At 73.3% G+C, this 18,770-nt stretch carries 18 protein-coding genes; 10 read left to right on the top strand and 8 right to left on the bottom strand.

What is annotated here, in order from left to right; all coding sequences use genetic code 11:
• Nucleotides 1-18: 18 nt before the first annotated feature.
• Nucleotides 19-498, bottom strand: coding sequence for a hypothetical protein (locus ACFY0D_RS05265; protein WP_390797057.1), 480 nt, complete (start codon nucleotides 496-498; stop codon nucleotides 19-21).
• A gap of 71 nt (nucleotides 499-569) precedes the next feature.
• Here ACFY0D_RS05265 and ACFY0D_RS05260 point away from each other — a divergent pair, with 71 nt between their 5' ends.
• The 3 genes from ACFY0D_RS05260 (at nucleotide 570) to ACFY0D_RS05250 (ending at nucleotide 2,565) form a co-directional block, all read left to right on the top strand.
• Entirely contained in the window at nucleotides 570-1,427 is an 858-nt protein-coding gene (locus ACFY0D_RS05260; RefSeq protein ID WP_390797056.1) for an NADPH-dependent F420 reductase, read from the top strand.
• A 126-nt stretch (nucleotides 1,428-1,553) separates the two neighbouring features.
• Nucleotides 1,554-1,892, top strand: coding sequence for a PadR family transcriptional regulator (locus ACFY0D_RS05255; RefSeq protein ID WP_390797055.1), 339 nt, complete (start codon nucleotides 1,554-1,556; stop codon nucleotides 1,890-1,892).
• Between the two features lie 355 nt (nucleotides 1,893-2,247).
• Nucleotides 2,248-2,565: a hypothetical protein gene (locus ACFY0D_RS05250; RefSeq protein ID WP_390797054.1), complete on the top strand. Its 318-nt coding sequence runs from the start codon at nucleotides 2,248-2,250 to the stop codon at nucleotides 2,563-2,565.
• A gap of 53 nt (nucleotides 2,566-2,618) precedes the next feature.
• Here the strand turns inward: ACFY0D_RS05250 and ACFY0D_RS05245 are convergent, their stop codons facing one another.
• Nucleotides 2,619-3,413, bottom strand: coding sequence for a class I SAM-dependent methyltransferase (locus tag ACFY0D_RS05245; protein WP_390797053.1), 795 nt, complete (start codon nucleotides 3,411-3,413; stop codon nucleotides 2,619-2,621).
• A gap of 282 nt (nucleotides 3,414-3,695) precedes the next feature.
• On the opposite strand from ACFY0D_RS05245, the gene ACFY0D_RS05240 reads away from it, so the two are divergent.
• Complete coding sequence (locus tag ACFY0D_RS05240; RefSeq protein WP_390797052.1) at nucleotides 3,696-4,100, top strand: RidA family protein; 405 nt, start codon at nucleotides 3,696-3,698, stop codon at nucleotides 4,098-4,100.
• Between the two features lie 18 nt (nucleotides 4,101-4,118).
• On the opposite strand, the gene ACFY0D_RS05235 is transcribed toward ACFY0D_RS05240, so the two are convergent.
• A complete protein-coding gene (locus ACFY0D_RS05235; RefSeq protein WP_390797051.1) occupies nucleotides 4,119-4,958 on the bottom strand; it encodes a dienelactone hydrolase family protein in 840 nt (279 codons plus the stop codon).
• A gap of 275 nt (nucleotides 4,959-5,233) precedes the next feature.
• Here ACFY0D_RS05235 and ACFY0D_RS05230 point away from each other — a divergent pair, with 275 nt between their 5' ends.
• Entirely contained in the window at nucleotides 5,234-7,135 is a 1,902-nt protein-coding gene (locus ACFY0D_RS05230) for an alkyl/aryl-sulfatase (RefSeq protein ID WP_390797407.1), read from the top strand.
• Between the two features lie 29 nt (nucleotides 7,136-7,164).
• Complete coding sequence (locus ACFY0D_RS05225) at nucleotides 7,165-7,815, top strand: HAD family hydrolase (RefSeq protein WP_390797050.1); 651 nt, start codon at nucleotides 7,165-7,167, stop codon at nucleotides 7,813-7,815.
• A 19-nt stretch (nucleotides 7,816-7,834) separates the two neighbouring features.
• On the opposite strand, the gene ACFY0D_RS05220 is transcribed toward ACFY0D_RS05225, so the two are convergent.
• The 3 genes from ACFY0D_RS05220 to ACFY0D_RS05210 form a co-directional block, all read right to left on the bottom strand.
• A complete protein-coding gene (locus ACFY0D_RS05220; protein ID WP_390797049.1) occupies nucleotides 7,835-8,569 on the bottom strand; it encodes a hypothetical protein in 735 nt (244 codons plus the stop codon).
• Nucleotides 8,570-8,698: 129 nt separating this feature from the next.
• On the bottom strand, nucleotides 8,699-9,529 hold the full coding sequence (locus ACFY0D_RS05215; RefSeq protein WP_390797406.1) for an IclR family transcriptional regulator C-terminal domain-containing protein: 831 nt from the start codon (nucleotides 9,527-9,529) through the stop codon (nucleotides 8,699-8,701).
• 923 nt (nucleotides 9,530-10,452) lie between these two features.
• Nucleotides 10,453-11,031, bottom strand: coding sequence for an RNA polymerase sigma factor (locus ACFY0D_RS05210; protein WP_301373819.1), 579 nt, complete (start codon nucleotides 11,029-11,031; stop codon nucleotides 10,453-10,455).
• Between the two features lie 627 nt (nucleotides 11,032-11,658).
• Here ACFY0D_RS05210 and ACFY0D_RS05205 point away from each other — a divergent pair.
• Entirely contained in the window at nucleotides 11,659-13,551 is a 1,893-nt protein-coding gene (locus ACFY0D_RS05205; RefSeq protein ID WP_390797048.1) for a hypothetical protein, read from the top strand.
• 56 nt (nucleotides 13,552-13,607) lie between these two features.
• Nucleotides 13,608-14,828, top strand: coding sequence for an FAD-dependent monooxygenase (locus ACFY0D_RS05200; protein WP_390797047.1), 1,221 nt, complete (start codon nucleotides 13,608-13,610; stop codon nucleotides 14,826-14,828).
• A gap of 20 nt (nucleotides 14,829-14,848) precedes the next feature.
• Here ACFY0D_RS05200 and ACFY0D_RS05195 read toward each other — a convergent pair whose 3' ends face one another.
• Complete coding sequence (locus tag ACFY0D_RS05195) at nucleotides 14,849-15,481, bottom strand: hypothetical protein (protein ID WP_390797046.1); 633 nt, start codon at nucleotides 15,479-15,481, stop codon at nucleotides 14,849-14,851.
• 135 nt (nucleotides 15,482-15,616) lie between these two features.
• Here ACFY0D_RS05195 and ACFY0D_RS05190 point away from each other — a divergent pair, with 135 nt between their 5' ends.
• Together ACFY0D_RS05190 and ACFY0D_RS05185 are read left to right on the top strand one after the other, a co-directional pair.
• Nucleotides 15,617-16,294, top strand: coding sequence for a response regulator transcription factor (locus tag ACFY0D_RS05190; RefSeq protein ID WP_390797045.1), 678 nt, complete (start codon nucleotides 15,617-15,619; stop codon nucleotides 16,292-16,294).
• A gap of 88 nt (nucleotides 16,295-16,382) precedes the next feature.
• The gene (locus ACFY0D_RS05185) at nucleotides 16,383-17,759 is read left to right on the top strand and encodes a sensor histidine kinase (RefSeq protein ID WP_390797405.1); all 1,377 of its coding nucleotides are present in this window, start codon (nucleotides 16,383-16,385) and stop codon (nucleotides 17,757-17,759) included.
• A 38-nt stretch (nucleotides 17,760-17,797) separates the two neighbouring features.
• On the opposite strand, the gene ACFY0D_RS05180 is transcribed toward ACFY0D_RS05185, so the two are convergent.
• A complete protein-coding gene (locus tag ACFY0D_RS05180; protein ID WP_390797404.1) occupies nucleotides 17,798-18,682 on the bottom strand; it encodes a thermonuclease family protein in 885 nt (294 codons plus the stop codon).
• Nucleotides 18,683-18,770 lie beyond the last annotated feature (88 nt).

The following is an 18,770-nucleotide window of genomic DNA, read 5'->3' as shown; positions in this document are numbered from 1 at the left end:
CCGCCGCCTCAGGGTCGGTCAGTCCCGGATGGAGACGATCTTGCGGGTGGCCAGGTCGGCCTGGACGAAAACCTTCGTCGTGTCGCTGCCCCAGGTCAGCGTGACGGTGGCGTTGGTCCGCCCCGTTCCGCTGCCGGTGGAGGTGACCTTCCACTTGAGCGGCACGTTCTGCGCGCGGAGCACGCCGTCCGCGTGGTTCGCCTCCTCCCACTTCCTCAACTCCGCCTGGAGCGGCTCCGAGAGGTAGAAGGCGCGCAGGCGGTCCGCGGTGGGCCCGTCGCCGTCGTACACCGCGTCGATGTAGGAGCCGTAGAAGTCGGCGATCCGGGTGAAGGCTCCCTCGGGGCTGCCCGAGACGGACGGGGCCGCGGCGGCGGCCTGCGCCGGCTCCCCCGTCGCCGGTCCGTTCGCGGAGGCGCCGGTGACGAGGGCGAGGGTGAGTACGGCGGTGGCCGCGAGGGTGAGGGAGGCGGTTCGGCCGGCCGAGAGTTTGGACATCTGCTGAGCCTTTCCTCGTGCTGAGTGGCTGCACCGACCGACGCGGCCCGGGTCCCGTCCGGTATCACGGAATGCGAGAAATGGCCGAAAAGTCACGCCTCCGGCCGTATCGGGCCCGTCAGGGGCCCGGCCGCGTACCGAACGGCCTCGTACGGCGGCGCGATCGCGTCGCTCGACCGGGCGACGATCGCCGCGGGGCGGAATGCCGTACGCGGGGCGGGGGTTGGTGCGGACGCGACACTGATCCCGGATGCACTGGAGAGCTCATGAAGATCGGCATCATCGGCGCGGGCAACATCGGCGGCAACCTCACCCGTCGGCTCACCGCCCTCGGCCACGACGTCTCCGTGGCGAACTCGCGCGGCCCCGAGACCCTGGCCGCGCTGGCCGAGGAGACCGGCGCCACCCCCGTCACCGTGGCGCAGGCGGCGCGCGGCGCCGAGATCGTCGTGGTCACGATCCCCTTCAAGAAGGTGCCGGACCTGCCGGCGGGCCTCTTCGACGAGGCCGCCGAGGGCTTCGCGGTCATCGACACCGGCAACTACTACCCGCGCCAGCGCGACGGCCGGATCGCGGGCGTCGAGGACGAGGGGCTCACCGAGAGCCGGTGGACCGAGCGGCATCTCGGACACCCCGTCATCAAGGCCTTCAACGGCACCTACGCCCAGGACATCCTCGACCGGCACCGCCCGGCGGGCGCCGCGGACCGGATGGCGCTGCCCGTCGCGGGCGACGACGCCGCGGCGAAGAAGACCGTACGCGCCCTGATCGAGGAGCTCGGCTTCGACACGGTCGACGCGGGCGGCCTCGACGACTCCTGGCGCCAGCAGCCCGACACCCCCGTCTACGGCCTGCGGGAAGGTGTCGACGCGGTCACCAAGGCCCTGGCCGAGGCCTCGCCGACCCGCCCGGAGTCCTTCCGCGGCTGACCGCCACCGCCGGTCCCGGTCCCGGGGGGGGCGCTCTCCGCCGAGCCGCGGCGGGGGGCGCCCCCCGGAGGCACGGCGTGCGCCCCGTTGGGCGGCATATGCCGGTGGGTGACCTACCATGCAGGCATGAGTGATCGTGCGATGCAGGAACCGACCCTCCTCCTCCTGACCGCGCTCGCGGACGAGCCCCGCCACGGGTACGCGATCGCGCGCGAGGTGGAGCTGATCTCGGGCGGACGCGTCAAGATGCGGACCGGCACTCTGTACGGGGCCCTGGAGCGGCTGCTGGGTCAGGGGCTGATCAAGGTCCACGAGGAGCAGATCGTCGACAGCCGGCTGCGCCGCACCTACAGCCTCACCGCCGAAGGGCGGCAGAGCCTGGCCGCCGAGGCGCAGCGGATCGCCGCCACCGCACGCGAGGCGGCGCGCCGCCTGGGCGTCTCCGGCGAGACGGCCACGGCGTGAACCGCCGTCTGCTGCGCCTGTACCGGCCGGCTTCCGCCGCACCTCGGCGATGAGATAACCGAGGTCTACCGGGAGGCGACCGAGGACGCCGGGCCGCTCACCCGGCTGCGGGAAGCCGGGGACATCGTGGCGCACGCGCTGCGGCTTCGCCTGGGGGTGGGTTCGGCGCAGCGCGGCGGGCGTCTCTTCGCGGCGGCGGCGCCCTTCGAGCTGGCCGCCACGGGCGCGCATGCCGCTTTCCTGCTCGCCTCGGCCCTCAACCGCGCGTACGTCACCGGTCGGCCCGACTTCGAGACCCCGCTCGGGTATGCGATGAACGGCTTCTCCGTACTGACCTTCATCGGCGCCGGGGCTGGTGGCGCTGCTGCTCTGGGCGCCGCTGTCCGTGGTGCTCCTCGCCCTGCTCGACGCGGGCGGGATCGGCATGATCGTGCTGTGGCGCTTCGCCGTGACCGTGGTGGCCGCCCTGGCCCTCACGGGCCGTCCGGCCCTGTCCGGGATCCGTACGTCCGGTCAGCTCGCCCTGGCCGCGGCCCCGTTCCTGGTCCTGGGCCACTTCGCGGGGGTGGTGGGCGAGGACACCGCGCTGCCGTGCCTGGTCCTGCTCGCGTCCACGGGCCTGGCCGTGCGCCTGTGGCGCCGTGGGCACGCGGACACGGCCGGCCACGCCTGAGCCGGTCGGCCGGATCCAGGCCGTCTTTTCCGGATCCTGTCGGATGAGACGGCCTAAGCCTCGATGCCGGATCCGGCGGCGCTGACGCGGATCTTGGACTGGCCGTGGCCGAGCTCCTCCCAGTCCTCCATGAAGCGTGCGGACAGCCCGTGCCCGGCGGCGAGGTCGACGAGGGTCTGGGTGCGGTAGTAGAAGTCCTCGCGCAGCACCTGGTGTTCGGTGCCGGTGGTGCGGTCGAAGGTGAAGTCGAAGTGGCCCCCGGGCGCGAGGACGCGGCCCACGTGGGCGAAGCACTCGTCGATGACGTCGATCGGCGAGTGCGAGAAGACGCTGTGGGCGTGGACGACGTCGAAGTAGCCGTCGGGGAGGAAGTCCAGCGTCAGGTTTCTGGTGAGGGTCAGGTGCGGGACCTTGGCCTGGAGCCCCCGCTCGGTCAGGGTCCGCTTCGCGGCGATGAGGATGTCGGGCGAGATGTCGATGCCGTAGTAGTGGCCTGCGTCGAGGTAGTCGATGAACCACCAGCCGGCGCGGAGGTTGCCGCAGCCGATGTCCAGCATGCGCGCCCCGGGCTTCAGTCCGTGCCCGAGGAGGTAGTCGTACTGCATCCGCCCGAGCGCGAGCCAGCGTTCGTGGGTCTGGCTGCCGACCGCGGCCTCGGGATTGCGGCGGGTGTCCGAGGCCATCACGGCCCGGTAGTAGCTGACGTGGTCGGGGTGCTTGAAGGCCAGCCAGCGGTCGCGGGCGGCCCGCTTCAGGTACGGGGCGATGCGGTGCGGACGGCTCGCGGCGTAGCGGACCTTGTGGACGAGGGATTCCCGGTTCGCGGCGAGGTTCTTCCTGGTGGCCATGAGCACTCCGTCTCCATCGCAACGTGAATCCCCGGCGGCAGGCAGGAGCGGCGGCTGCCGGGAAGGATCTTCAGACCCCACCATACGTCGATGACCGACATATACAGACCATTGGACTATTCTGGGGAGCGGGAGGCGCGGCACGGCGCACGCGCGGACAGATTCGGGAACGTGGACGTTTGCGGCGATATCACCCAGATTGCCACTCGGTGCGCCGCCGGTCCACGCAACGCGCCCAGGGGTGTGACGCCTCGTCAGTCACGCCTCTGGCAACATGAAGAGATGGCAGACATACATCGGAAGGTCGGCTCGGGATCGCCGCTGGAGCCTCGGATCGGCTTCTCCCGCGCGGTGCGGGCAGGGCAGTACGTCGCCGTCGCGGGGACCGCTCCCCTCGCGGACGACGGCTCCACCGTCGGCCCGGGCGATGTCCACGCCCAGACCGTACGGTGCCTGGACATCGCCGAAGGGGCCCTGCGGGAGGCCGGGGCGTCGCTGGAGGACGTCGTACGGACCCGCGTCATGCTCACCGACGTGACGCGGTGGCAGGAGGCCGCGCGTGCGCACGGTGAGCGGTTCGCCTCCGTCCGGCCCGTCACCACCTTCGTCGAGGTGTCCCGCTTCATCGGTCCCGACTGGCTCGTCGAGGTGGAGATCGACGCGGTCATCACCCGGGAGGAGAGCTGAGAGACCGGCGCGAGGCGGTCACACGGCAGGAGCGGGCCGTTCCCCGAGCAGCCGGGTGCGGAACAGGTCGAGGACGGTGTCGAGCGCCTGCCGGGTGGGCTGTCCCGGTTCGTCGACGAGGTGTTCCGTCAGGACGGAGTGCGGCGCGAGGGCGCTCCGCGGATTGGCCGCGCTCGCGTCCAGCTCGACGGCGACGAAGGCGTCACCGAGTTCCCGCCGGAGGTGGGCGAACCGGTCGCCGGGGACGAGCCGGTCGCCCCGGAAGCGCAGCCCGAGCACCTGGAGCCCCTCGCGCTCGCAGCGTCCGCGGACGACCGCGAGGTCCTCGGGGCTGATGTCGATGGTGCCCGCGCGGCTCGTGGTGCAGGCCAGTGGGAGCGACGGCTGGGAGAGCACCGGGGCGACGAGGCGCTCGTCCGTGGCCATCGCCAGCGCGAATCCGCCGGTCAGGCACATCCCGACCGCGCCGACGCCGGGACCGCCGCAGCGCTCGTGTTCGGCGGCCGCCAGGGCGCGCAGCCACCGTACGACGCGCGAACTGCGCCCCGTGGCCAGCAGCGTGAACTCGCGGCTCACGCACACCCGCCACAGCGACGAGGCCATGTAGCGGGCGGCACTCGACCGGCCGACCGGGCCGAAGTCCGCGTCACGGCCGGGTTCGCCGAACAGCACCGGGAGTACGGCCGTACAGCCGGCCGCCGCGACGTGCTCGGCGAACTCGATGACCTTGGGGGTGATGCCCGGGATCTCCGCCATGACGATCACCGCGGGGCCCGTGCCCCGGCGCAGGATCCGGCGGGTGGCACCGTCATGGGTGAACGTGCTCTTCTCGAACCCGCTCAGATCGTGGTCTGTCACGCGCCCCGCTCCTTCCGACGGCCCTCTCCTGGAGACATAAAGTTACCGAGAAGTAGAGCCTTGTGGTCAAGCGAACGGGACACGATGTGGTGCAGCCGCCCGGGGCGGGGGCGAGCACCACGGTGGCCCGGCCCTCGCCGCTCACCCGGACGGCGGACCGCGCCGGGCGTGCGGAGTGCGGCCGGGCGAGGCTGGGGTGGAACGGCGACGCCCCGGTGTGGGCCCTCGGGGGTCCGGTCGGGGCCGGCCGGGTATCGCCCGAGGAGGCCCACCCGATGGAGAACGGCCCCGTACACGACGCCTCCGGATCGATCGGCGCCGCTCACCGCGCGGCGCGCGGCGCTGCCGCCTTCGCCGACCGCGCCGACTTCGACGACGCCACCCGCGGCTTCGTCGCCGCCCTGGAGCCCTGCGTGATCCGGGCCGCGGACGGGAGCGTCGTCTGGGACGGCGACGCCTACGCCTTCCTCAACGGGGACCGCCCGGACACCGTCCATCCCAGCCTCTGGCGCCAGAGCCGCCTCACCGCCCTCCAAGGGCTCTTCCAGGTCGTGGAAGGCGTGTACCAGGTGCGCGGCCTGGACCTGTCGAACATGACCCTCGTCGAGGGCGACCGCGGCGTCGTCGTGATCGACCCGCTGATCAGCGAGGAGACGGCGGCCGCGGCCCTCGCCCTGTACCGGGCCCACCGCGGGGACCGTCCGGTCACGGGCGTCCTCTACACCCACAGCCACGCCGACCACTTCGGGGGCGTCAAGGGCGTCACCACCCAGGCCGACGTCGACGCGGGCCGGGTCCCGGTCCTGGCGCCCGAGGGCTTCCTCGAACACGCGGTCAGCGAGAACGTCTACGCCGGCACCGCCATGGCCCGCCGCGCCGGCTACATGTACGGGGCCGGCCTGCCCAAGGGCCCGCGCGGCCAGGTCGGGGCGGGCCTGGGCCAGACCACCTCCACCGGCCTTGTGACGCTGATCCCGCCGACCGTCGACATCACCCGTACCGGCCAGGAGGAGACCGTCGACGGCGTGCGCATGGTCTTCCAGCTCACCCCGGGCACCGAGGCCCCGGCCGAGTTCAACCTGCTGCTGCCCGGCCACCGGGCGCTGTGCATGGCCGAGAACGCCACCCACACCCTCCACAATCTGCTGACCCTGCGCGGCGCCCTCGTACGCGACCCGCACGCCTGGGCCACGTACCTCACCGAGTCCATCGCGTTGTTCGGCGACCGGTGCGACGTCGTCTTCGCCTCCCATCACTGGCCCACGTGGGGCCGCGAGCGGGCCATGTCGTACCTGGCGCAGCAGCGGGACCTGTACGCCTACCTCCACGACCAGACGGTGCGCCTGCTCAACCAGGGGTACACCGGGACCGAGATCGCCGAAACCCTGCGCATGCCGCCGGCGCTGGAGGCCGCCTGGCACACCCACGGTTACTACGGATCGGTCAGCCACAACGTCAAGGCCGTCTACCAGCGCTACATGGGCTGGTTCGAAGGGAACCCGGCGCTCCTGTGGCAGCACCCGCCGGTGGAATCGGCCCGCCGCTACGTCGAGTTCATGGGCGGTGCGGCGGAGGTCCTGCGCCGGGCCCGGACCTCCTTCGAGCAGGGCGACTTCCGCTGGGTGGCCCAGGTGGTCGACCACGTCGTCTTCGCCGATCCGTCGAACGCGCAGGCCCTGGAACTCCAGGCCGATGCTTTGGAGCAGCTCGGCTACGGCGCCGAGAACGGCACCTGGCGCAACTTCTACCTCACCGGCGCCCAGGAACTGCGCGGCGAGCGGGTCGGGACACCGGCCACCGCCGCGTCCCCGGACGTGCTCGCCGCCCTGAGCCTGGACCAGCTGGTGGACTCCCTCGCCGTACGGATCGACGGGCCCCGGGCCTGGCACGCGGACGTCGCCGTCCGGTTCGTCCTGCCCGGCTCGGACCCGCTGACGCTGCGCCTGGGCAACGGCGTACTGACCGGCGTCCGCGGGGACAACCCCGCGGCCGGCCGCCCGCACGCCGTCCTCGTACTCGGCGAACCGCTCCTGCGCGGGCTCCTGCTCGGCGCCGTGCCGCCGGACGACCTCCTGCGGCACGAGGGGGTGGCCCTCGACGGCGACCCCTCGGTCGTCGCCGAACTCTTCGCCTACCTCGACTCCCCCGACCCGGACTTCGCCGTCGTCACCCCCTGACGGACGGGGGCGGCCTCTATGCTGCGGGCATGATCAAGCCGATTGAACTGGTGATATTCGACTGCGACGGGGTACTCGTCGACACCGAACGCATCGCACTGCCCCTCCAGGTCGCACTGGGGGCGGAGCTGGGCTGGCCGCTGACCGAGGAAGAGGTCATGGAGCGGTTCGTCGGGCGCTCCACCGCCTCCATCCACGTGGACATCGCAGCCCGGGTCGGCGACGAGGCGTCCGGCCTCTGGCACCGGCTCTTCGAGGAGCGCCACCGCGAGGCGGTGGACGCCGGGTTGTCCGCCGTCGAGGGGCTGCCGGAGGCACTCGGCGCGATCACCCTGCCGACCTGCGTCGCCTCCAGCGGCTCGCACGAGAAGATGCGCCACACCCTCGGCCGCACCGGCCTCTACGCGCACTTCGAGGGCCGCATCTACAGCGCCACCGAGGTCCGCCGCGGCAAGCCGGCCCCCGACCTGTTCCTGTACGCGGCCCGGCGGATGGGCGTCGACCCGGCGGTGTGCGCGGTGGTCGAGGACAGCCGCCCCGGTGTCGAGGCCGCCCGTGCCGCCGGCATGCGGGCCTTCGGCTACGCGGGGGGACTGACCCCGGCCGAACGGCTCGAAGGCGCCGGCACCGTCGTCTTTCACGACATGCGCGACCTGCCCGGCCTCATCGCCGCGGGGTGACCCGCGGGCTGCCTGGCGGTCAGAGGTGCGCGTCGCGGGCGAGGGCGGTCATGACGGCCTCGGTCTTGCGCTCGCCGAAGGGCGGCGGGGTGATGTCGCGATCCCGCAGGGCCTGTTCGAGCCGCGACTGGACCTCTGCGGCGTCGGCGACGTCCGAGCGCACCGAGACCTCCAGGAAGCGCAGGCCGTTGTCGGTGCGCCATTCCTCGATCGCCACCTTGCCGGGCAGCTCGTCCCAGTCCTCTTTCCACTTCACGGCGTGTACGGGACCCAGCGCCGTCAGGTCTGCGAGATCGGCCTCGGTCACCTCGGCCACGCGCAGGAGTTCCCGCTGCTGCTCGATGAGCAGCAGCTCGGGCGGGCCGCCCTCGGCCTCCAGCGAGGCCGACACCGTCGGCGCGAACTCCGGGCCGGTCCGGTCCTGCTCGATCTTGAAGTCCCAGCCGTCGCCCTCCCGGTCCTCCCGCCAGGGCGCCGGCAGCGCCGGGCAGGGACGCAGTTTGACGGTCAGGTCGGTCTCCCGCTCGGATGCGGGCCCCTCGTCGTCCCGGCGCCGGCGCAGGATGACGCCCTGATGCAGCAGGGGCAGAGTGACCGTGCCGTCGGCCGCCCACTGCGGTCTGTCCCAGAAATGGATCGCGCGGCGGCTTCCCTCGTCCCGGTCGAGCTCCAGCGCGTCGAAGGCGGCCTTCGCCTCGGCCCCGGCGAAGCTGATCTTGATTTCCGCGGCCGTGGCGGCCGGAGACTCTGCCATGGTGCCGTTATCCCATGCGGGGCCCCGGCCCGCATCTCACGCGGCGGCGTGCCCGGGGTCGGCGGACGGGTACGGGGACGGACCCGCAGCACTCCGGGTGCGGCGGGCCCGTACTCCCTCGTGACCGCTCTAGGCGGTCGGCGACAGGAGGGTGTCCTCCGGCCGGCGTGCCGTGGGCGGGGTGCTGCCGGCGACGATCAGGGCGAGTAAGACCGCGGCCGCCTCGCTCTGCAGGAGCCGGGCGGCCTGCTTCAGTCGGCCGGGGTCGGGGACGGGGATGGACAGGGCCACGCATTCCGCCTTCGGGCCCGCGGTGATCGGCACCGCCGCGCACACCGTGCCGATCGCGTACTCCTGCAGGTCGAGGAGGGGGGCGTTCGGCGGGCGGTTGTCGAGCTGGTGGAAGAGGTCCTGCTGGCTGGTGAGGGTGTGGGGTGTGAACCGGGTGAGCCGGTGGCGGGCCAGGTGATCCTTCCGGTCGTCGTAGTCGAGTTGGGTCAGCAGCGCCTTGCCCACGGCCGAGGCGTGGGCGGCGACGCGGAAGTCGACCCACTCCTCGACCACGGGTGCGCCCGGTCCGTCGGCGTACTGGGTGATGGAGACCTCGCCGTCGGTGTAGCGGGCGACGTAGACGGCGGCGCCGACGGCGTCCCGCACCCAGGCGAGGGTCTCGTGCAGGTGCCCGCGCCCGTCTCCGTTCGCCGATTCGGCCAGCAGGAGGGCGTTGCCGGCGATGTACGCGTCCGGTCCGGCCGGGGTGGCCAGGTTCGCGCGGATCAGCTGCTCCATGGCCCGGGCGAGGACCAGTTGCGGCAGTGCTGTTTCCCGGGCGATCTGGGTCAGGTTCACGCCGCCCGAATAGCGGTTGATGACTTCCAGGACCCGCAGTGCCTGGTGGGCGGATTCCAGTGCGGCGGGGGCGGGGCGTCCTTCGGGCGTCTTCCGGGCGGCGTGGGTCAGCTGGGGCTGTTTCAGTGCTTCGAGGGCCCAGGCGTTCGCCTGGTGCGTCAGGTGCAGGGGGTTGAGCCGGGCGTTCTGCGCGACGGCGACCGCCACCTGCGGGCCGGGGGTGACGACCTCCCCGAGGTCCGGGTGCTCCTTGCGGGGGCGGGCCTTGAGCGCCTGGTGCAGTCGGGCGGGGAGCCGGCACGGGGACCGGCCGGCCCCTCCGGGTCCGGTGATGAGGGCGGTGAGGTCCTGGGTGGTGATGGGCGGGGTGGTCCAGATGACCGAGGCGCCGAGGGCCTCTTCGAGGTGTTCCGGGAGCTGCGGCAGGGGCGGCAGGTGCTCTTCCGGGGGCAGGGTCCGGGCCTGGCGCCGCCAGTGGCGGGCGGTCGCGACCTCGGCGCGGGCGAGGTGGAGGAGGTAGAGGCAGTGGGCGGCGGTCTGCGAGCCCGCCCCGGCCGCGTACTGGAACCAGAACTGCGCGTCCTCCATCCGGTCGGCCAGATGGAGCAGGCAGCCGAACAGGAGGGCCGAGTCGACGCCGTGGGGCCAGGCGTCGGCGTCGAGGGCGAGTTCGGCGAAGGCCCGGCTCTCCACGAGGCACCAGGTGAGGTCGTCCAGACCGCGGGCGGCGCGCACATGGCAGGCGGCGTCCAGGACGAGGTCGTCGGCTGCTGCTGAGGCTGTGGATGCAGATGCGGATGCGGATGCGGATGCGGATGCGGATGTGGCCTGCCCCCGCGGCAGCGGGGTCGCGGAACCGGGGGGGCCGGTGGTGCCGGTCGCCGAGCGGGCGCGGTCGGCGACGATCCGGCGGGCGATCCGACGGCGGGCCGCGCCCTCGTCGTATCCGGCGTACTCCTCCGCGAGTACCGTCGCGTCCGCAAGGGCCGCGTCCAGTTCGCACAGCGGCATGTCGCGGTGGCGGGGCATGTCGCTCACTGGTCCTTCTCCTCTCCGGGGATCCATTCCACCCCGAGCTTGCGGGACAGGGTTCGGCGTGCGCCGCGGATGTGCGAGCGGACCGTCGCGGGGGTGATCCCCATCATCCGGGCGACCGTGTCGGAGTCGTTGCCCAGGAGGAAGGCCAGCAGCACCACGTCGTACTGCCGCTCGGACAGGCCCGCGATCGCCGCGTACAGCCCGAGCTTCGACTCCAGCAGTTCCAGCCGCTCTCTGGAGGAGCGGCGCAGCGCTGCGAACCACGCCGTCTCCACCATCGCCACCTGCCGGCCCAGGGCTGCCAGCCGCCTTTCGACGTGCTCGCGCAGTACCGCCCACGCGAAGCCGTGGAGGCTCGCCTCCTTCAGGGCCTGGCGCCACACCTTCAGCAGGAAGGTGAACACGTCGTCGACGACTTCCTCGGCGTCCTTGGGGTTTCCCAGCTGCAGGTGGGCGTAGCGCAGATAGGCGCGGTGCTGTTGGGAGTGGAAAGCGGTGAAGTCCACCGGCAGTACGCCGGCCAGTTCGCTGGAGACCGCCTGGTCCCCCGATGGATCGAAATCGCCTTCGCTCATACGCTCCCCCACAGCTGTTCGTCACCGCGCACCGGGGCGGCGGGGACCTCATGGTGACGGGCGCGGGGAGCGGCACGGCGGTGGCCGGCGGCTGGTCCGCCGGTTCCCGTCCGTACCCCCGCGCCCGGCAGGCGCATGGGCGCCCTGAACACATCGATCACGCGATAGCGGGCAGTGGTGGCTAACAGCGCGAGGGCGACCGTCTCGGCAACATTCACGTCGGCGCGGAACCTTTCAAATGGATCACGAGCAACCGGCCTGCCTGCCCCCGAACCGGCAGCCGTGGAGCACGAGGTGCTCCCATTCACCACCCCATCGGAAAGTGCGCCCGATCGTGCAAGCCGGTCCCTGAAAATCTTCCGAAGGAAGCGCATCCGCTTCTCCGCGCGCCCCGGTCCGCCCGCGCGCGCCCCGGCGTGCCTGCCGTGCGCCGCCTCCGCCGACACACGCCCGAACGGGTCCCCTGCGCTGTTTCTGTCACACGATCGGATGCCGTCGCGGCCCCATACGGTGGGACACGTCCCGACTCCCCCCTCCCCGGTGCCCCGTACCTGCATGGTGGGTCCAGCTTTCGGCGCCCCGGCCCCTGGCCCCCGCGCGCCCGTCGAGGAGGAAGGGGCTGTACCCATGGCGTTCGCGAGGACCTTGCTGCCCGCCGTGCTCTGCCTGGCACTCACCGGTGCGCCCGCCGCGCTCCCGCCCGCCGCGGCCGCCGCGCCCTACGAGGGCCAGGCCGGCCACGAGAGCGCGCTGTTCAGTGTGAAGGCCACGAACAACGCGGCGGCCCAGGAGTTCACGGTGGACGGCACCCGGCTCTCCCGGGTGAGTGTCTGGCTGGGCAGCGGGGCGACGACGGGCACCGTGACCGCGCAGGTCCGCCGGGTCCGCGCGGACGCGGACTCGGTGATCGCCTCGACGACCCTGGACCTCGCGGCGCTCGGCGGCGCCGGCGCCGGCTGGGTCGAGTTCCCCCTGAACGCCACCGTCACCGCGGGCGCCACGTACCACCTGTTCCTCCAGGCGAGCACCGCGGAGAGCGGGCCGATCTCCTGGTACGGCACCACGCGGCCGGTGCCCGGCTCGCTGACCAGCTGGAACTACGACAGGGCGTACTGGGGCGGCTGGCACGCCTACAGCTCCCGGCTCGCCTTCCACGTCAATCCCACCGGCAGCGAGCGCTGCGGGGAGACCGAGCCCTGCTACGTACCGGCCTCGGCGCTCGCCGCCCGTACCTCGGGCCTGCTGACCAACCGGGTCGCCACCGAGGCCGTCCTGCCCTCCTTCGCCGTGGGCGCCTCCTACGTCGACGGGAGCAATGTGCTGCGCCTGCCGTCGGGCCGGTGGCGGTACCTGCCCGACGGGGCCCCGGCGTCGGCGGTGGTCGAGGCGGACGACCCGGGTGCCCTGGCGCAGGTCGAGGAGAGCCGCGCGTGGCTGGCGGCGGGCACGGTGCCGGGGACCACCGCCGCGCAGCGGGCCGCGTCGCAGCGCGCCCTGCTGTCGATGCGGGCGCTGCTGAAGCCGAACGGCGCGTTCGCGGCGGCGTGGGCGCCGCCGTGGGAGTATTCCTGGCCCCGCGACGGGGCGTTCGCGGCGGTCGCCTTCGCCGCCACCGGGCACGACGAGGAGGCGTACCGGATCCTGGGCTACGACGCGCTCACCCAGCGGGCCGACGGGACCTGGGAGGCCCGTACCGTGCTGGACGGCAGCGGGCCGCCGGACGCGCGGAAGTGGCAGCTGGACGGCAACGGCTGGGTGCCCTGGGCCACGTGGCAGTGGTACCAGGCGGCGCCGCCCGGCGGGCGGGACGAACGGCTGCGCGAGCTCTACCCGATGGTGCGCAAGGCCGCCGACCACGCCGCCCGCTCCCTGGGGCCGGACGGCCTGCCTCCGGCGTCCCCGGACTACTGGGAGCTGGACACGGAGACGGCCAACATCGGTACCGCCGCACCCCTGCTGGCCGGGCTCAACTCCGCGGCCGACCTGGCCGGGCGGCTGGGCATGGGCGCGGACGCGGAGCGCTGGGGGGAGGCGGCCCGGCGGCTGTCCGCCGCGATCGCCGTCTCCTTCGCCCCGCTGGGGTACCAGCGGACGGTGGACGGCAAGCACGGCCGGGACAGCGCGGTGGCGTTCATGGCGCCCCCGTTCAACGCCGCCCCGGCCGGTCTCGGCGAGGCGCTGGACTCCACCTACCGGGCGCTGCTGCTGCCGAACGGCGGGGTCTCGCCCGGCAACGACCCCTCCTTCAGCTGGGGTTCGTACGCGTGGACGGCCAGCACCTCCTTCTTCGCCCTCGCCTGGGCCGGTACCGGTGAGCCGGCGAAGGCCGGCAGGGTGCTCGACTGGGTGCTGTCCAAGCGCAACGGGCTGGGCGAACTCCCCGAAACGGTGAACGGGGCCGGGCTGCCGTCCGCCGTGGCGCCCCTGGGCTGGACGGACTCGCTGGTCGTACTCACCGCACTGGCCCTCCAGGGTTCCGTGCGGCCCACTCCCCCGGCGACGCGGTCGTCGGTGGAGTGACCGGCCCCGTGAGGGGCACGACATGTGGTGTGCATCGACAGGAGGCGGAGGCGGTTATGCGGGGCGGAACGATCGCGGTGGTCGGCGGGAGCATCGCGGGGTGCGCCGTCGCGACGGCGGCGGCGCGGGCGGGCGCCGGTGAGGTGGTGGTGCTGGAGCGGACGCGCGGGCGGCTGCAGGACCGGGGCGTCGGCCTGTGCATCCACAACGAACGGGCCGCCGAGCTCGGCGCGAGCGGCGCGCTGCCCGGCGGGATCGCCGCGCATCCGCTGGAGCGGCGCCGCTGGGTGGTCCGCGACGATGCCCACGGGGCGGGCGGCCGGGTGATCTGGGAGCAGCCGTTCCCCTTCCACTCCTACCACTGGGGCCTGCTCTGGCAGGGCCTTCGGGAGTCCGTGCCGGACGCGGTGGTCTACCGGCAGGGGGAGGCGGTGACGGGGGTCGGGGAGACCGGGGACGCGGGCGTCGAGGTGCGGCTCGCGGGCGGGTCGATCGAGCGGTACGACCTGGTGGTCGGTGCCGACGGGTACCGGTCGGTGGTGCGTTCGGCGCTCTGCCCGGACTCCCGGCCGCAGTACGCCGGTTACGTGTGCTGGCGCGGCAACTTCGACGCGGCGCTGCTCGCGGGCCTCGGCAGCGTCGCCGACTCGGTGCCGGAGGCGGGTACCACGGTCTGCTTCCCGGGCGGTTCCTGCGTCATCTACCGCATTCCCGGGCCGGACGGACCGCGGGTGAACTGGGTGCTCTACGGCTCTCCGCCGCAGGACGGGCAGCTGCGCCAGGGCGATCCGACGAGCTTCCCGCCGGGCGGCCTCACTCCCGCGCTGGCGGGGCATCTGGCGGCGCTGCTCGATCGCGAGTTCCCGCCGTACTGGGCGCGGGCGCTCGCGCTGACCGACCCGGCGGACACCTTCGTCCAGCCGATCTACGACATGGAGACCTCGCGGACCGCCGCCGGCCGGCTGCTGCTCGCGGGGGACGCGGCGAGCGTCGTACGCCCGCACAACACGAGCGGCGCCGCCAAGGCGCTCCAGGACGCCACCGCCCTCGCCGACGGCTGGCGCCGCTGCGGGTCGTTCGAGGAACTGCTGCACGGCTACGAGGAGACCCGCGGCGCCGCCGGACGGGAGCTGGTCGCGCTGGCCCGCCGGCTGGGCCGCGCCCAGGTCGAGCGGACCCCGGCCTGGGCGGGCATGGACGGCGAGGCGATGGAGGCCTGGTGGCGGGGCCAGCTCGGCGGGGCCCCCGGTATCGGGGGCCGGGCCATGACCCCGTAGGCCTTGGCCCTTGGTGGTCGCTAGTGGTCCTTGGTGGTGTTGCTGGTGATCGTGCCGTCCGTGCCGGACACGGTGACCGCGTGCCGGACGCCGTCGGACCCGATGACCACGGCCAGCCAGGCGCTGCCGCCGCCCTCCTGGGCGACCGCGCGCAGCCCCGCGACCTTCCCGCCCGGCACGGCCGCGGCGGCCTTCTCGGCCGCCTCGCCGATGGCCAGGGAGGGGATGGGCGCGGGCGCCGGGGCGCTCTTGTCGAGGCCCCCGCGCCCGCCGGCGCCTCCGGGACGGTCCTGCTCCCCGGGCGCCTTGGGGCCCGCGGGGCGGCCGGGCTCGCCCTGCTCGCGTTCGTGCCGCGGTTCAGCGGCGTGCGGGCCGCCCCGGAGGCCGCCCTCGGGCCCCGGTCCGGCCCAGGCGAGGTGCGGGCCCCGCTCGACGCGCATGTGGTGGTCGTGGTGTCCGGCCGCGGCCACCGCCGTCACTCCGCCGACGACGACCACCGCGACGGCACCGGCCGCCACCCAGCGGGCGCGCTTGCCACCGGGGACGAGGCGGCCCAGGGCCGCGGACTTGCGGGCCTCGGCCTCGGGAGCGGTCACCGGGGCGGTCACGGCGGCGGGCTCGGCCTGCTCGGAGGGCGGGACAGAATCAGACATACAGGAACTCCTCAGGACAACCGGGCGCGGTGCGCGGCTCGTTCCAGAGCATGCTGAGCGGAAGCTGAAGCCCCGCTGAAGCCACCTGAAGACCTCTTCAGCCAACGGCGGGACGGTCCTGAGATCCTGTCCGGCATGCGCGTACTGGTGGTGGAGGACGAACGGCGGCTCGCCGTGGCCCTGCAGCGAGGGCTGCAGTCGGAGGGGTTCTCGGTGGATGTGGCCCACGACGGGACCCAGGGCCTGTGGATGGCCACGGAGCACGACTACGACCTCATCGTGCTGGACATCATGCTGCCCGGGCTGAACGGGTACCGGGTGTGCGCGAAGCTGCGCGCGGCCGGCAACGAGTCGGGGATCTTGATGCTCACGGCGAAAGACGGCGAGTACGACGAGGCGGAGGCGCTCGACACCGGCGCCGACGACTTCCTGTCCAAACCGTTCTCCTACCTCGTCCTGGTCGCCAGGCTGCGGGCGCTCGGACGGCGTACGGGCCGTCGGCGGCCCCAGGTGATGCGGTTCGGCGACCTGCTGCTCGACCCCGCCCGGCACTCCTGCTCCCGCGGAGGCGCGGAGATCCGGCTGACGGCGCGGGAGTTCGCCGTCCTGGAGTGCCTGGCCCGGCGCTCCGGCGAGGTGGTGCCCAAGCGGGACATCCTGGAACAGGTGTGGGACAGCGCTTTCGACGGCGATCCCAATGTGGTCGAGGTCCACGTCAGCGCCGTCCGCCGCAAGATAGACGCGCCGTTCGGCCGCGCCGCGGTGGAGACCGTGCGCGGAGCGGGATACCGGCTGGCGGCCGACGGTGGCTGAGGCCGAGGCCGGGCGTCCTGGCCTGCGCGAGCGCGTGCGCGCCGCCCTGCAGGCGGTCCCGGGCGCGATCCTGCGCCGGTGGCCGGTGCTGCGGCGGCTGTGGCCGACCACGGTACGGGCGCGGGCGACCGTGGGCGCCAGTGCGGTGGTGGCCGTGGCCCTGGCGCTCGCCTCGTTCGCCCTGCTCGGGCTGCTGGAGGCGAACCTGCTCCGCAACGCGGAGAACGACGCCCGGCGCCAGGCCGAGACGGTGGCGCAGCTCGCCGCCACCGGGAAGCTGGGCCGCGTCCGGCCGCCGGCCCGCGGCATCGACTTCGTCCAGGTGGTGGGCGCCGACGGTCGCGTCCTGTTCGCCAGCCCGAACCTGGCCGGGGTGCCCGCCTTCCCGCCGCCCGGTCCGGGCGCTCCGGGAACCCGGTTCCACACGTGGCGGGTCCGCCCGCTGGACGGCGAGTACCGGCAGCGGGTCGTCCAGGTCGTCACGCAGACCCCGGAGGGCATGGCCACCGTCTACGCCGGCGCCTCCCTGCGGGACGCGGACGCGGCCGACGACACGACCACCGCCGCTCTCGTCATCGGCATGCCCCTGCTGCTGGCCACCGTCGCCCTGGTGACCTGGCGCGTCACCGGCCATGCGCTGCGCCCGGTGGAGGAGATCCGGGCCGAGGTCGCCGAGATCTCCGACCGCGGCCTGCACCGCCGGGTGCCGGTGCCCGCCACCGACGACGAGGTCGCCCGGCTGGCCGAGACCATGAACGCCACCCTCGACCGGCTGGAGGCCTCCGGGATCCGCCAGCAGCAGTTCATCGCCGACGCCTCCCACGAACTGCGCAGCCCCATCACCGTCCTGCGCACCCAGCTGGAGGTGGCGCTGGCCGTCCAGGACCCGGAGCTGTGGCCCGAGCTGATCTCCGGGGCCCTGGAGGACATCGAACGGCTCCAGCACCTCACGGCGGACCTGCTGCTGCTCGCCCGGATCGACGCGGCCCAGCCGGTGGCCGTCGCCCCGCTGGACCTGACCGCCTTGGTGCGCGAGGTGGTGGAGGGCCGGCTCGGCGACCGTGTCCCCGTACGGCTGCGGCTGGAACCCGATGTCGAGGTCACCGCCGGCGCGCTGTGGCTCGGCCGTATCGTGACCAACCTCGTCGACAACGCGCAGCGCTACGCGGACGGGCGCGTGGACGTCACCCTGCGGACGACACACGGGACGCGGCCGGGCACCGCCGTGCTGGAGGTCGCCGACGACGGCCCCGGTATCCCGGCGGCCGACCGGGAGCGGATCTTCGAGCGCTTCACGCGCCTCGACGACTCGCGCAGCCGCGACCACGGCGGAGCCGGACTGGGGCTCGCCATCGCCCGCGATCTGAGCACCCACCACGGCGGAACGCTCACGGCCGAGGGCGGCGCGGGCGGAGCCGCCGGCGCGCGGCTGGTGCTGCGCCTGCCGACGACGCCCCGGCCCTGACGGGGCGGGGTGTCCGGGGTGTCCGGGGCGGCCTCCGCTCACCCGTCCACGAAGAGGATGTCCTCGCTGGGGTGGGTCATCCGCAGGATCTGATCGTCCGTGATCTCGACCACCCGGTGCAGACCGGTGAGGACCTCGTCGCCGGGCAGGATGCGGAACTTGTCCCCGCCCCCGGCCAGGAAGGCGGGGAAACCGCCCAGCGAGCAGTTCTCCGGGTCGAAGTCGAAGTAGTCCTTCAGCCGGCGGAACAGCTTGGGGAGGATCACCACGCCCGTGTCGTTGTCCGTGATCGAGGAGATGCCGTCGATCTCCGCCCCCTCGACGGTCACGTCCTTCGCCCACAGCCCCTTCGGCGGCGTGCTCTCCTTCGCCTCCAGGGCCACCGCCTTGAGAGCGTCCCGCAGGTCCACGGGCAGGCCCTCGTAGAAGGTCGGGTAGGCCAGGCCGAGCGAGAGCAGGTGGTGATTGGCGGTCCGCTCCAGCTTCTCCTTGTCGACGTCGATCCGATAGCCGCTGTACGCGGGCGGGGTGCCTCGGCCGACCAGGGCCACGCAGCGGCCGAACATGTCGGTGCCGCTGGTGAGGATGTAGCCGGGCACCTTGTCGGGGGTGGTGGTGACCGTCTCGTCGTCGTGCCGCTGGATGCTGGTGAAGCGGAGCCAGGTCAGCAGGGCATCGGCGGCCTGGTGCGCGAACTTGAGCGGCTGGTGCCGCTCCGGCCCGTAGCTGCCGTTGGTGTAGTGGGTCTCCAGTGCGTCGATGCCCTCCAGGCGTACGGAGGCACGGCCGTCCGCCTTGGGCAGGACCCCGGTGCACCCCGGCACGAGTTTCCAGTCCGCCACGTTGTCCGGGATGAAGGGGATGGTGTCCCCGTCCGGCTTGGCTCCGCCGTTCACCCGGAACGACCCTCTGATCAGCAGCATCGACACGACGACTCCCACGGACGCAACCGAGCGATCACTTTCAGTAGCAGTACGTCACTCACAGTACACGCCTCGTCCGACATCGCTG

It is taken from the genome of Streptomyces sp. NPDC001502 (assembly GCF_042894785.1).
Lineage (GTDB): Bacteria > Actinomycetota > Actinomycetes > Streptomycetales > Streptomycetaceae > Streptomyces > Streptomyces kutzneri.
This window is presented reverse-complemented; position numbering and strand designations above follow the sequence as displayed.

Bases quoted from the DNA above. Each gene is read 5' to 3' on its own strand.
- ACFY0D_RS05225 (WP_390797050.1), top strand. From the start codon at position 7,165: ATGATCAAGCCGATTGAACTGGTGATATTCGACTGCGACGGGGTACTC.
- ACFY0D_RS05190 (WP_390797045.1), top strand. From the start codon at position 15,617: ATGCGCGTACTGGTGGTGGAGGACGAACGGCGGCTCGCCGTGGCCCTG.
- ACFY0D_RS05200 (WP_390797047.1), top strand. From the start codon at position 13,608: ATGCGGGGCGGAACGATCGCGGTGGTCGGCGGGAGCATCGCGGGGTGC.
- ACFY0D_RS05220 (WP_390797049.1), bottom strand. From the start codon at position 8,569: ATGGCAGAGTCTCCGGCCGCCACGGCCGCGGAAATCAAGATCAGCTTC.
- ACFY0D_RS05265 (WP_390797057.1), bottom strand. From the start codon at position 498: ATGTCCAAACTCTCGGCCGGCCGAACCGCCTCCCTCACCCTCGCGGCC.
- ACFY0D_RS05210 (WP_301373819.1), bottom strand. From the start codon at position 11,031: ATGAGCGAAGGCGATTTCGATCCATCGGGGGACCAGGCGGTCTCCAGC.
- ACFY0D_RS05260 (WP_390797056.1), top strand. From the start codon at position 570: ATGCGAGAAATGGCCGAAAAGTCACGCCTCCGGCCGTATCGGGCCCGT.
- ACFY0D_RS05205 (WP_390797048.1), top strand. From the start codon at position 11,659: ATGGCGTTCGCGAGGACCTTGCTGCCCGCCGTGCTCTGCCTGGCACTC.
- ACFY0D_RS05180 (WP_390797404.1), bottom strand. From the start codon at position 18,682: ATGCTGCTGATCAGAGGGTCGTTCCGGGTGAACGGCGGAGCCAAGCCG.
- ACFY0D_RS05240 (WP_390797052.1), top strand. From the start codon at position 3,696: ATGGCAGACATACATCGGAAGGTCGGCTCGGGATCGCCGCTGGAGCCT.
- ACFY0D_RS05195 (WP_390797046.1), bottom strand. From the start codon at position 15,481: ATGTCTGATTCTGTCCCGCCCTCCGAGCAGGCCGAGCCCGCCGCCGTG.
- ACFY0D_RS05230 (WP_390797407.1), top strand. From the start codon at position 5,234: ATGGAGAACGGCCCCGTACACGACGCCTCCGGATCGATCGGCGCCGCT.
- ACFY0D_RS05245 (WP_390797053.1), bottom strand. From the start codon at position 3,413: ATGGCCACCAGGAAGAACCTCGCCGCGAACCGGGAATCCCTCGTCCAC.
- ACFY0D_RS05255 (WP_390797055.1), top strand. From the start codon at position 1,554: ATGAGTGATCGTGCGATGCAGGAACCGACCCTCCTCCTCCTGACCGCG.